This is a genomic window from Aliikangiella marina (assembly GCF_007004765.1).
In the GTDB taxonomy this organism is placed as follows: Bacteria; Pseudomonadota; Gammaproteobacteria; order Enterobacterales; family Kangiellaceae; genus Aliikangiella; species Aliikangiella marina.
Genome location: NZ_VIKR01000007.1, coordinates 77883 through 89699, shown reverse-complemented (window position 1 = coordinate 89699; position 11817 = coordinate 77883). Strand labels below are relative to the sequence as shown.

Annotated in this window: 11 protein-coding genes; 5 read left to right on the top strand and 6 right to left on the bottom strand. The window is 43.2% G+C overall.

All coding sequences use genetic code 11. The features are described from left to right. Positions 1 to 2 precede the first annotated feature (2 nt). The 3 genes from FLL45_RS21670 to rhlB are packed head-to-tail and all read right to left on the bottom strand — an operon-like array spanning position 3 to position 2148. Positions 3 to 563 (bottom strand): DUF1285 domain-containing protein, encoded by a 561-nt coding sequence (locus FLL45_RS21670; protein ID WP_142944155.1) that lies wholly within the window; start codon positions 561 to 563, stop codon positions 3 to 5. Positions 564 to 569: 6 nt separating this feature from the next. Then, complete coding sequence (gene tusA / locus FLL45_RS21665) at positions 570 to 812, bottom strand: sulfurtransferase TusA (RefSeq protein ID WP_210247271.1); 243 nt, start codon at positions 810 to 812, stop codon at positions 570 to 572. Positions 813 to 816: 4 nt separating this feature from the next. Continuing rightward, positions 817 to 2148 carry an ATP-dependent RNA helicase RhlB gene (gene rhlB, locus FLL45_RS21660; RefSeq protein ID WP_142944154.1) on the bottom strand — a complete coding sequence of 444 codons (1332 nt, stop codon included), beginning with the start codon at positions 2146 to 2148 and terminating at the stop codon, positions 817 to 819. A gap of 208 nt (positions 2149 to 2356) precedes the next feature. On the opposite strand from rhlB, the gene trxA reads away from it, so the two are divergent. The 4 genes from trxA to FLL45_RS21640 all read left to right on the top strand — a co-directional run bounded on the left by trxA (position 2357) and on the right by FLL45_RS21640 (position 6691). After that, positions 2357 to 2683 carry a thioredoxin TrxA gene (gene trxA, locus FLL45_RS21655; protein ID WP_142944153.1) on the top strand — a complete coding sequence of 109 codons (327 nt, stop codon included), beginning with the start codon at positions 2357 to 2359 and terminating at the stop codon, positions 2681 to 2683. A gap of 520 nt (positions 2684 to 3203) precedes the next feature. Next, positions 3204 to 4463 carry a transcription termination factor Rho gene (rho, locus tag FLL45_RS21650; RefSeq protein ID WP_142944152.1) on the top strand — a complete coding sequence of 420 codons (1260 nt, stop codon included), beginning with the start codon at positions 3204 to 3206 and terminating at the stop codon, positions 4461 to 4463. Positions 4464 to 4475: 12 nt separating this feature from the next. Next, positions 4476 to 5957, top strand: coding sequence for a 4-hydroxy-3-polyprenylbenzoate decarboxylase (gene ubiD, locus FLL45_RS21645; protein ID WP_142944151.1), 1482 nt, complete (start codon positions 4476 to 4478; stop codon positions 5955 to 5957). A gap of 8 nt (positions 5958 to 5965) precedes the next feature. Continuing rightward, on the top strand, positions 5966 to 6691 hold the full coding sequence (locus FLL45_RS21640) for an FAD-binding oxidoreductase (protein ID WP_142944150.1): 726 nt from the start codon (positions 5966 to 5968) through the stop codon (positions 6689 to 6691). 47 nt (positions 6692 to 6738) lie between these two features. Here FLL45_RS21640 and FLL45_RS21635 read toward each other — a convergent pair whose 3' ends face one another. Together FLL45_RS21635 and FLL45_RS21630 are read right to left on the bottom strand one after the other, a co-directional pair. Further along, positions 6739 to 7578, bottom strand: coding sequence for a substrate-binding periplasmic protein (locus FLL45_RS21635; protein WP_142944149.1), 840 nt, complete (start codon positions 7576 to 7578; stop codon positions 6739 to 6741). A gap of 242 nt (positions 7579 to 7820) precedes the next feature. Then, on the bottom strand, positions 7821 to 9755 hold the full coding sequence (locus FLL45_RS21630; RefSeq protein WP_142944148.1) for a fatty acid desaturase: 1935 nt from the start codon (positions 9753 to 9755) through the stop codon (positions 7821 to 7823). Positions 9756 to 9853: 98 nt separating this feature from the next. Here FLL45_RS21630 and FLL45_RS21625 point away from each other — a divergent pair, with 98 nt between their 5' ends. After that, positions 9854 to 10876, top strand: coding sequence for an AraC family transcriptional regulator (locus tag FLL45_RS21625; RefSeq protein WP_142944147.1), 1023 nt, complete (start codon positions 9854 to 9856; stop codon positions 10874 to 10876). 82 nt (positions 10877 to 10958) lie between these two features. On the opposite strand, the gene rpoH is transcribed toward FLL45_RS21625, so the two are convergent. After that, entirely contained in the window at positions 10959 to 11807 is an 849-nt protein-coding gene (gene rpoH, locus FLL45_RS21620) for an RNA polymerase sigma factor RpoH (protein WP_142944146.1), read from the bottom strand. Positions 11808 to 11817: the final 10 nt, after the last annotated feature.

Below are 11817 nucleotides of genomic sequence, written 5' to 3'. Positions count from 1 at the left end.
GCTTATTCTTGGTTTATCGTGCCGAGATCGAAGGTTAACCCATTCGATATGAGTTGAATATGACTTTGTTCACCTTCTTCAATGATTTCTGCAAGTTCGACCAGTCGGTAGTAACAACTTCGACTGAAACTCGCGAATAAATTTCGTCTGACATTGATAATCGGCAATGGGTGTCCTTCCGCGCGATCGATTTGCCATTGACTAGATTTTTTCAAATCGAATTGGTTATCGCAATTGTCAGTAAAGCGGTAATAAGGAAGTTCTCCTTTACCCTTTGTTGGAGTAACTTGTTCAAAGTCGACGATAGTAAATGGCATCCAATCGACTTGAATTTTGACCTTCTCTACGGGAGTCACAAGAAAGTAATCGTGGTTTTCTTTTTTTATGATACGAGAAAATAAGATCTGCATTTTGCGTCTGCCGATCGGTGTACCCTCATAAAACCAACTACCGTCACGGTCGATGCGAAGATCAATTTCCCCACAAAAATCAGGATTCCAACTTTCTACCGGTGGCAACGATTCTGAATCAGCAGCTTTAAGAAGTGACTCACTTGAGACCATAGCTGACTAGCCTTTCTTTATCCAATATTGAAACGGTGTTGATTCATTCTCGGCTGCAAGTAACTCGTGATCCATAAACTCGCAAAAACTTGGAACATCGCGTTTAGTTGCTGGATCGTCAGCGATAATGAGCAATACCTGCCCGCTATTTAGCGAGCGAATGGATTTGCGAATCATCATCACTGGTTCCGGACAGCGTAAGCCCTTGGCATCAAGGGTCAGATCGACACTAATTGATTGCTTATTCACAAGGTTACTCGTTGCCCTCTGGGCTTGTACTTTGGTCAGCGGTTTGATTATTGTTCTTGGAGCGGTTTTGAGCGTGTCGCCCGCGATTCTGCGGCCGACCGCCTTGATTGCGTCCTCTTTGGCCGCCTTGACGAGGTCTACGCTCCATCCTTGCTGGAGGTTTAATATCGACGAGTAGTGAAGGATCAACATCAGCGGTTTCAATCGCATGACCGATATATTCTTCAATGGCCGGTAAATTAAACGCGTTATCCTCTCCGGCAAACGAGATTGCATCTCCTTCAGCACCGGCTCTAGCAGTGCGTCCTATACGATGTACGTAGTCTTCTTTATCGTCTGGTAAATCATAATTAAATACGTGGGTAACACCATCAATATGAAGTCCTCTTGCGGCAACGTCAGTGGCGATTAAAATATCAATTTTCCCAGACTTCAATTCATCAAGAAGTCTAATACGCTTCTTTTGCGGGACGTCCCCAGTTAACAAGCCAGATTTGATATCGTTACCCTTGAGAGTCAACCAGACTTTTTCAGCTTGTCGACGGGTGTTGGTAAACAACATTGCCTTTTCTGGCTGATGTTTTTGGATTAAACCAACTAACAGCGGCAATTTTTCATGGTTGGCTGGATAATAGAGCAATTGTCGCACCCTATCGGCAGTGACCTGTTCCGCCTCGACGTGGATGTGAGTTGGGTGATTCATGTGCTCATAAGCGAGCTCTTTGACTCGGTGCGACAAAGTCGCGGAGAAAAGCATGTTTAGTCTCTCTGTGGGTTTCGGCATTTTACGGAAAAGGTAACGAATATCGTTAATGAAGCCGAGATCAAACATGCGGTCCGCTTCGTCCAGAACAACACAGTCGAGTGAATAGAAGTTGTAAACTCGCTGCTTGAAGTAGTCGATGAGTCGACCAGCGGTACCAATTAGCACATCGCAACCCGATTCAATGGCTTGGCGCTGCTTTTCGTAGTCCGCGCCACCAAAAGCAACACACATTTTAAGATCTGTGAATTGAGCCAGTGTTTTTGCATCTTCATAGATTTGGATAACCAGCTCGCGAGTCGGCGCAATAATGAAAGCTCTTGGCTCGTTGATTTCTCGGCCCTCTTGCGCTGGTAGCGTTAGTAGCTCATTGAGAACAGCCAAAAGAAAGGCGTTAGTCTTACCGGTGCCGGTTTGAGCTTGGCCTGCGACATCTTGCGAATTCAGCAGCAGGGGAATTGCTTGCGCTTGAATCGGCGTTGCATATTCGTAACCTAATTTGTCCAGAGCCTTTAAAAGCTTTGGGTGAAGCCCCATATTGCGAAAACGGGTCGAAGAGAGATGGGTAACCATAAAGCGAAAATTCCTAGTTAATTAGCAGGCTTTTTGCGATCTCAGGTTGCAACTTGTATCAACAGATAGCAGAATAGACCCCATTAAGCATAACACAGCAAAGGCCGCATGATAGCAAATCCGCAGAACACGGGCTATACCGGAGATTCGGCGTTATAAAGTCAGTATAGACTGAGCGAACACGGCAATTTTTAGGAGAAGAAATTTCATGAGCGATAAAATAGTTCAGTTGACTGATGATTCATTCGAAGCTGAAGTTTTAAAATCTGATTTACCCGTCTTGGTAGATTTTTGGGCAGAATGGTGTGGTCCTTGTAAAATGATTGCCCCAATCCTCGATGAGTTGGCTGACGAATATGATGGTCGCGTAAAAATCGGTAAGTTAAATATCGATGAAAACCAAGCTACTGCCCCACAGTACGGTGTTAGAGGTATCCCCACTTTGATCTTAGTGAAAAACGGTGCGGTTGAAGCGCAACAAGTTGGTGCGGTGAGCAAGTCTCAGCTGGCGGCATTCCTAGACAGCAATATCTAAGCGTTTGCCTCGGTATCTGCCACTTAATCGGTCGGTGTATACCCGATAGAATCTGAGCGCACCTTTTGATATCCAAATTGGTGCGCTTTGTCGTTTAAGCGTTAAAATCCGGCATTTGTCAAAAAATTGGACAAATTATTGTTTTAGTGCTAATTTTCATCTGACAACTCATTTCAAGGCCTCCTGGCCGAAAATGATATTTCTAAACACAATAACTTTGTTAAGCCACTAAATCTCTGTAACCAAACGAATATTAAGTGATCCGACTATAAACCGATCACAAGGGCTTTACTTTATGCGCTACCGCTGTCGACGAAGCTTTACCAATAGAATCGGCATTACAGATAGATTTGAACTTACAGACGACTTGAGCGTTTAGAGAGCGAATTTCAAATGCGGCGAGTAACAACAAGAACTAGCAATAGATTAACGATAAATAAAATAGTACTTGCTCGTTGTTACCGAGAGATTAACTAACAACCAAAAACCAACATATCCATCCTAAATAAAAAGTAATCCTATGAATCTAACCGAAATCAAACAACTTTCTGCCACTCAACTTAGTGAAATGGCAAAAGAAGCAGGGCTTGATGATGCTGCCCGTATGCGTAAACAAGACATCATTTTTGCAATTTTAAAAAATCATGCGAAGAGTGGTGAAGATATTTTTGGGGATGGCGTATTAGAGATTCTCCCTGATGGATTCGGATTCCTTAGAAATGCTGGCTCATCTTATTTGGCGGGACCAGACGACATCTATGTTTCACCCAGTCAAATACGTCGCTTTAGTTTACGAACCGGAGATACCATTTCCGGAAAGATTCGGCCCCCGAAACATGGCGAGAGATATTTCGCCTTATTAAAGATCAATGAGATTAACTTTGACTCGCCTGAAAATGCCAAGAACAAAATATTGTTCGAAAATTTAACGCCTCTTCATCCAGACCAGCGAATGGTCATGCAGCGAGGTAACGGCTCAAGTGAGGATATCACTGCCAGAGTGATAGACTTAGCCTCCCCTGTTGGGAAAGGGCAACGAGCACTGGTGGTTTCGCCACCTAAAGCTGGTAAAACAATGATGATGCAGAATATTGCTCAGTCGATTACCGCAAATCATCCTGAATGTGTTTTGATTGTTTTACTTATTGACGAACGCCCCGAGGAAGTCACCGAAATGGAACGCTCCGTGCGTGGAGAAGTTGTTGCTTCAACTTTTGATGAGCCGGCGAGTCGTCACGTACAAGTAGCAGAAATGGTTATCGAGAAAGCCAAAAGATTAGTCGAACACAAAAAAGATGTTGTCATTTTGTTAGACTCTATCACTCGATTGGCGCGCGCCTATAACACTGTTGTACCTTCTTCTGGTAAAGTCCTCACCGGTGGTGTGGATGCCAACGCGCTGCAGCGACCGAAACGATTTTTTGGTGCTGCAAGAAACATTGAAGAAGGCGGCAGTTTAACAATCATTGCAACAGCGCTCGTTGATACTGGGTCTAAAATGGATGAAGTCATTTACGAGGAATTTAAAGGCACTGGTAACATGGAGCTGCATTTGGATCGCAAAATTGCTGAAAAGAGAGTTTTTCCTGCTATTAACTTCAATCGCTCTGGCACTCGCAAAGAAGATTTATTAACTTCATCGGAAGAACTGCAAAAAATGTGGATTTTGCGAAAGATTATTCACCCAATGCAAGAGATAGAAGCAATGGAGTTTTTGGTGGATAAATTAGCTTTGACCAAAACCAACGAAGAGTTCTTTAATTCGATGAAGCGCAATTAGTGTGCTTCCCTTATGTTACTTTCCCAATCCGTTAAGTATAAAGACTTAAGAGACTTTATTGATCACCTTGAGACCCAAGGTGATCTTCGGCGTATCAGCCAACCTATCGATCCTAACTTGGAAATGACCGAAATAGCCGACCGGGTCTTGCGCGCGGACGGTCCAGCGTTGTTGTTTGAAAATCCCAAGGGCTCAGACGTTCCGGTATTAGCGAATTTATTTGGTTCGACTAGAAGAGTTGCCGCAGCAATGGGGTGTGAAAATGTCGAACAGCTACGCGATGTGGGCAAGTTATTGGCTTTTCTTAAAGAGCCCGAACCGCCTGAGAGTTTAAAGGACGCATGGAGCAAAGCACCGATCTTTAAACAAGTCCTCAACATGAGTCCAAAAGTAGTCAGTAAAGCTGAATGTCAGCAAGTGGTTATCGAAAAAGATGACGTTGACCTGACAAAAATTCCCGTGCAAACATGTTGGCCGGGTGATGCCGGCCCTTTGATTACTTGGGGATTGGTGGTTACCCGAGGACCTAATAAAAAGCGACAGAACCTAGGTATTTATCGTCAGCAAGTGATTGGTAAAAATAAAGTCATTATGCGCTGGTTGTCTCATCGGGGTGGCGCTCTCGATTTACAAGCATGGCAAAACGAAAATCCGGGTGAGCCTTTTCCAGTAAGCGTCGCCTTAGGCGCTGATCCAGCAACAATCTTGGGCGCCGTGACTCCGGTTCCCGATACGCTCTCGGAGTATGCATTTGCTGGACTTTTGCGCGGTAGTAAAACTCGAGTAACGGATTGTTTGAGCAATAATTTACAAGTCCCTGCAAGTGCCGAGTTTGTTTTGGAGGGTTATATCTATCCTGACGAAATGGCACCTGAGGGGCCATTTGGAGATCACACAGGTTATTACAATGAAGTGGACAATTTTCCGGTGTTCACCATAGAGAAAATTACTCACCGACAGTCCCCCATTTATCATTCGACCTATACGGGAAGGCCGCCGGATGAGCCGGCGATTTTGGGCGTCGCTTTAAACGAAGTTTTTGTCCCATTACTCCAAAAACAATTCCCTGAAATTGTCGACTTTTATTTACCACCCGAAGGCTGTTCTTATCGTATGGCTGTGGTGACGATGAAAAAGCAGTATCCGGGACATGCAAAAAGAGTAATGATGGGAGTATGGAGTTTCTTACGTCAGTTTATGTACACCAAATTTGTGATAGTAACCGACGATGATGTGAATGCGCGCGACTGGAATGATGTGATTTGGGCCATAACGACTCGAGTTGATCCTTCGCGTGATACGACCATGATTGATAATACGCCAATCGATTATTTAGATTTTGCATCACCAGTGTCTGGCCTTGGATCAAAGATGGGCATTGACGCGACTAACAAGTGGCAAGGCGAAACGGATCGCGAATGGGGTGTCGCGATTTCGATGGATGAAACAGTAAAACAACGGATTGATGAAATCTGGGACGATTTAAAGATATAAATAAAGTTATGAGTACAATCAAAGTAGTCACGCAAGATATAACACAATTGACGGATCAAATTTATCGCGTTCGCTTAGCGGCATACGCGGGAACACTGTTTGATTTTCGTGGTGGACAGTATTTGTTTTTGTTATTGCCCGATGGAAAACGAATTCCATTGTCAATTGCCAGTTCTCCTGAGGAAACACAATTTATTGAGTTACACATTCGATTGGTTGCAGGTGGCGGTATCGTTGAAGATATGTTGAACCTGTTCCGTTCCGAAGCTCCCTTTGAAATTGATGGACCTTACGGCAACTGTTTTCTTAAAGCCGGTGAAGCGCCGGTGATTATCATCGCTGGGGGTACCGGTCTATCTCCCATGAAAAGTATGCTCGAAAGTGCGTTCGCCTGTGGCGACCAGCGAGAATTTAAACTGTTTTTGGGAACCCAGAAATCGAGTGAGCTCTATCAAGGGGACTTGCTGAATCAACTCGCTGAACAAAATAGCAACTTTGAATATATTCCCGTTGTTAACGATCCGGAAACTTCGTGGCAAGGCAAGTGTGGATTTCCACATGAAGTTGCTTTGAACAGCTTGGGTGAAAAAGCGAAGTCGTGTGAGTTTTATGTTGGGGGCTCTGAAGCGATGGTTATGAATGTCTATCAGGCGCTACTCGATTATGGTGTTCCACCAAAATCCGTTTATTCTGATATCCTCGATATTAAAAGAGAGTCAGGAGAAGTTCTCTAAACATAAAAAACCGGCCAGTAAGCCGGTTTTTTGGGTATTGCGAATGATTAAAAGCTGTATTTATCTAAAATCCGTTTGTATTCGCCGTTTTCCATCAGTCTAGTCAGCGCCTCGTTAAACGCAATTACAGTGTCCTCATTGACGCTTTTCTTACTAAACATGAGCGCGACATTGCCACTATGCACTCTGATAGGGTGTGCTTCTATTTCATCGCCTAATCCCTTGCGCCTTATCGTGTAAGCCGCGACGAAAGGATCTTCCAAGAAGCCATCGATTCGATTCTGGATCAAGTTATAGTAATTAACCTCTGTTGTTGGCACAGAAACGAATTTCTCTGCAGTCGCTGGGTCATCCTGGAGCATTGAGACTTCATCACCATAAATATAATCCTCTGTAACACCAAGCTTGAAACCGCTGGCTAAAAGGTCTTTTAGTGATTCTCCTTTAAATTTATCCGCCTCGCCACGTCGCACATATAAGATAAATGATTCATTGCGATATTCATCAGAAAAGCGAGCGAATCGCTCTCTTGCACTCGTTTTGGAAGCGCCACCAAGAAGGTCAATGCTGCCATTTCGAATGCCGTTTAATAAGTTCATCCAACTTTTTTGAACAAACTTTAGTTCGCAGCCTGCTTCCTTTGCCATCGCACTTACTAACTCGATTTCCAATCCTTTGACTTCATTTTCGGGTGTCAGATATTGATAGGGGGCCCAAGGATCCCAGCCCATATTTAACTGACAGGTGGGTTTGGTTTCTTGTTGTTTTGGCGTCGCTTTTTCTGCGACTTGTTGCGGCTCTGGTTGTTTAGGGTCAGAGCTATCGCTGCAGCTTGCCAACACAAATACAAGACAACTAATTAAGCCGACCGAGTAAAATCTCTTCATCGCTTTCTCCGTTATCAATTAATGTTGTTGGTACCTCATAGTTAAGTGTAGTTCACCTCAAACTTTTTACCTTGCTTTTGATCAATAATTAGACAAAACATCTCAAGTGATTGATTTATTGGGTTTTAGGAGAATTTAACAAAATATCTTGCGGTGCCATAACAGGTCGCTAATAGCGCCACAAAAAGTAGGTTTACAAACGGTTTTAGGTAACTCAAGTTTGGCGCCGGTTAACAAAATTATTATTCATTAGACTCTTTCAAAACTAAGTCGCTTGATGGTTTGCATTGGCAAGCTAGCGTATAACCGGCTAATCTTTCCTGTTGGGTTAAGCCAGGTAATGAATCGGCAATGGGAACCTGCGAGCCTGATTCTAGTTTGAGTTTGCAAACACCGCAGGTGCCTTGCGCGCAAGCATGTGGAATGGCTACTCCAGATTGTAACGCAACACCTAACACCGTTTGGTTGGACGCCACTTCAAGTTGACAGTTAAGACCATCATCGAGGCATATTACGACTTGATGTAAGTCGCCGACGGGCTGTTCCGCTTGTTGTGAAAAAGACTCTAAATGAATGTTTTTAGGTGCAACGTCTCTATCGATCAAAACTTTGGTGGCTATTTGATTGAGACCTTGCGGACCACAAATGTAAAAATCGTGACAGCCCCTATTTGCTTTAAGATCAATCAGTTGATTTAATCTATCTGAAGTTAATCGACTCCCACCCAATCCTTTTTCAGTAATGATTAGTGAGACGGTAAAGCGGTCCGAATGAGCGCTTTGAAGCGCTTCGAGATCGTCAATAAACATAATCTGTTGAGCATTTCGACATGTGTAAATCAAATGGATTTTGACGCTAGCGGATTGTGTTAGGGCTGCTGTTAGAATTGAAATGATAGGCGTAATACCACTACCACCGGCAATCAGAGTGAGCTGCTCGGTTGCCTGTCGATGAGCCGGTGGGTATTTAAATTCACCGAAAGGTCCTTTGACGATGAGTTGGTCCCCTATTGCCAACTGGCTGTTTAGAAATTCAGAAAACACGCCTTGTTGCTGTTTGCGAACAGCAATTTGCAATAAATTAGCCGGTGGTCTTACACAAAGTGAATAGCATCGAGTGTGTTGTTCTCCGTTCAGCCATTTACTCAGCGTGATGTATTGCCCTGCATTGAAATCAAGAGATTGTTCGTGAGGTAACTCAAACTCAATCAAAACCGAATCATCCGTTAAAGGCTTTATATCTGATACCGGTAATAACATGTTCATAAATTTATTACCTTTGATTAAGCGGTTACCGTTAATGGATTTCATGAAACCGGGCTTGTTGATTCCAGACAAGTCTTCAATTGGCGATTGATTTCGCTCTAAATCCGGTAAGATCTGTTCGTATACTGTTTTATATCGGTACCAAGGGACTTTTGGATACATGTGATGTACCAAGTGATAGTTTTGACCCAACAAAAGCCCATTAAGAATCTTACTTGGGTAGATCCTTGAGTCATGGTAGCGGTCTAAGGATTTATGGGGGTGGTGAGGAATATAATCAAAGAATAGCGCTAGAGCCAAAATAGCAATGGCATTTGGAATGATAATTACGTAAAGCAGCGCCTGAGAATAGCCATGAATAATCAACCCAACAATACCACTTAAAACCAAAACGAAATAAATGAATGTGGTTGGATAAGTGTCTCGAATAGTTTTGATATTTTTAAGCTTAGTGAACGCTAAATGGTGGTATTGGATCGGAATATAAAAGCAATTTAAGAGAACTTGATACCAGCGGTTACCAAAAGAAAAATGGTCTGGGTCTCGATCAGGATCGTTCGTAAAAGCGTGATGTCTATCGTGAATTCGTTTGAATAGCGGGAAGGGTACAAGTAACAGTGGAATTGCAGTAATCCAGCCCAGTAAGGATTCAACAAATTTAAATCGTGAACCTGACGCGATGATGCTGCCGTGACCAGCATCATGGGCAATGGTGAACCCAACGTAGGCGAGATAGGCACAAAAAATAGTCGCAAGCTCGTATGGTAAGTGGCCACTCACTATGCCAATGATTACCAGCGTATAACCTGATACATATCCGATAAAAAGTGCGACAGTGCCCCAGGCGATATCCGGCACAGCATTTTGCCAAAGAGAATGGTAAGGATTAATTGGTGTATGCGTAGTTTTCATTCGACTACTCTAAATCAAATTGAGTCGATTCCTATTTTCATTAATTGACATTATTATTATCAATAACTGACATTTCGGTTAAGTACAGAGATTGAGTGATGGCACATACGCCCCTGATAAATAAAGCTTACTTAGTGATAGCGCAAAATCTTGAGCTAGCACCATCCGAATTGCTTTTTAAGAACACCGCAATAGACCTGACTGATATTGACGGTTCAAGCTTTGTTGAAGTTGGTGAAGCCATACAATTAGTCCGAAACCTCATTAATTACGGTGATGAACCTAATTTTGCAACGATTTTCGGCACGCACCTTGGTGCTGCCAGTCACGGTCCTGTGGGCTATGCGGCATTAAGCGCACCTTCGGTCGGTAAGGCGTTATCGACTTTTTTAGAATGGTTTCCTATTCGAGCTGATGTTTATACGTCAAGAGTGAATGAGACCACGGATAGTTTTGAGCTGATTATTCAGGATAACACTGGTGATGATGATTTTAAGGGCTTTTTCTTTGAAGCCTTCGCAAGGGCCCTGGAAATCCTGATGACTTTTATTTTGGGTCAAGCGCCAACAAACAAAACATCGATTTATTTTGAAATGAGCGACAGCGGTCGAAAAGTTTGGTTAGAAGACGCGTTTGATTCATTACTTTACTTTAAAACACAGCAAAATAAATTGTGTATACCGAAAGATATTTGGTTTAGCGTTTCGCCCTTATTTGACCGAGACTCTTTTGAGTTTAATTTAGCGAAATGTCAGCAAATTATGGAAGAACGCGGGCATGATAGTCGCTTAGATCTGAGGATAAGACAAGTGATAAGAAAACACTTTGAGCAAGCTTTGGTCTCTTCTTCCCCTCTCCCTGCCCCAACTCAAACGGTTTTATCTAACATGATTTTTTGTTCGGAAAGAACACTCATTCGAAAACTCAAACAGCTGGATACGACCTATAAACAAATTTTAGAAGCGGAGCGACGACGATTTGCTGAAAGCTTATTGATGCAACCGAAGTACAGCATTTTAGATATTGCTCAAATATTAGGCTACAGCGAAAGTGCTAATTTCTGTCGAGCATTTAAGCAATGGTACGGTATTAGTCCAAGTCAATATCGAAAAACGCAGTAGGTTTGAGCAGATAAAATCGGTGAGACAAAAAAAAGACCCGCTTGGCTAGCCAGACGGGTCTTTTGATAGTTTAGATGATGGATTAGCTCATACTTGCTTTTAGCTTGTTCATCGCATTTTTTTCAAGCTGGCGAATTCGCTCAGCAGACACCTGATATTTATCAGCAAGCTCTTGTAACGTTGCTTTGTCGTCGCTAAGCCAACGAGCAGCAAGAATGGCTTGGCTGCGTTCATCCAATGCTTGCATCGCATTCATCAAGCGCTGTTGGTTGTGATCTTGCCAGTCTTGATTTTCAAGCGTTTCTGCAGGGTCACTATTTTCAGACTCTAAGTACGCTGCAGGCGCAAAGCTGGTTTCATCATCCGCGTCATTGGGTAAATCAAACGCTGTGTCTCGAGAATTTAAGCGACTTTCCATACGCCGAACTTCAATTTCAGAAACGCCTAAGTCTTCGGCAACGGCTTTTATTTCGTCGTTGTTTAACCAATTTAAGCTCTTTTTCGCGCCGCGAAGATTAAAAAACAACTTGCGTTGAGCTTTAGTGGTCGCGACTTTAACAATTCGCCAGTTTTTAAGGACGAATTCGTGGATTTCAGCCTTGATCCAATGGACTGCGAATGAAATCAATCTAACACCGACTTCCGGATCGAAGCGCTTGACCGCTTTCATTAGACCGACATTACCTTCTTGAATTAAATCGGCTTGTGGCAAGCCATAGCCATTGTAACTACGTGCGATATGGGCCACAAATCGTAGGTGAGATAGAATAAGTTCGCGAACAGCGTCCAAATCACCATCATTCTTGTAACGGCTAGCCAACTCGTATTCTTGTTCAGGCGACAATACGGGTACCGAGTGGATAGCGGTAATATAAGACTCAATGTTACCTTGTGGTACTGACATTGAGACTGTTGCTAATGCATTGTTCATTCTGACTCTT

What these genes read in the sequence shown, in the direction of transcription:
- FLL45_RS21640 (WP_142944150.1), top strand. Translation starts at nt 5,966, where the DNA reads ATGAGTACAATCAAAGTAGTCACGCAAGATATAACACAATTGACGGAT.
- rpoH (WP_142944146.1), bottom strand. Translation starts at nt 11,807, where the DNA reads ATGAACAATGCATTAGCAACAGTCTCAATGTCAGTACCACAAGGTAAC.
- rhlB (WP_142944154.1), bottom strand. Translation starts at nt 2,148, where the DNA reads ATGGTTACCCATCTCTCTTCGACCCGTTTTCGCAATATGGGGCTTCAC.
- ubiD (WP_142944151.1), top strand. Translation starts at nt 4,476, where the DNA reads ATGTTACTTTCCCAATCCGTTAAGTATAAAGACTTAAGAGACTTTATT.
- trxA (WP_142944153.1), top strand. Translation starts at nt 2,357, where the DNA reads ATGAGCGATAAAATAGTTCAGTTGACTGATGATTCATTCGAAGCTGAA.
- FLL45_RS21635 (WP_142944149.1), bottom strand. Translation starts at nt 7,578, where the DNA reads ATGAAGAGATTTTACTCGGTCGGCTTAATTAGTTGTCTTGTATTTGTG.
- FLL45_RS21630 (WP_142944148.1), bottom strand. Translation starts at nt 9,755, where the DNA reads ATGAAAACTACGCATACACCAATTAATCCTTACCATTCTCTTTGGCAA.
- FLL45_RS21625 (WP_142944147.1), top strand. Translation starts at nt 9,854, where the DNA reads ATGGCACATACGCCCCTGATAAATAAAGCTTACTTAGTGATAGCGCAA.
- FLL45_RS21670 (WP_142944155.1), bottom strand. Translation starts at nt 563, where the DNA reads ATGGTCTCAAGTGAGTCACTTCTTAAAGCTGCTGATTCAGAATCGTTG.
- rho (WP_142944152.1), top strand. Translation starts at nt 3,204, where the DNA reads ATGAATCTAACCGAAATCAAACAACTTTCTGCCACTCAACTTAGTGAA.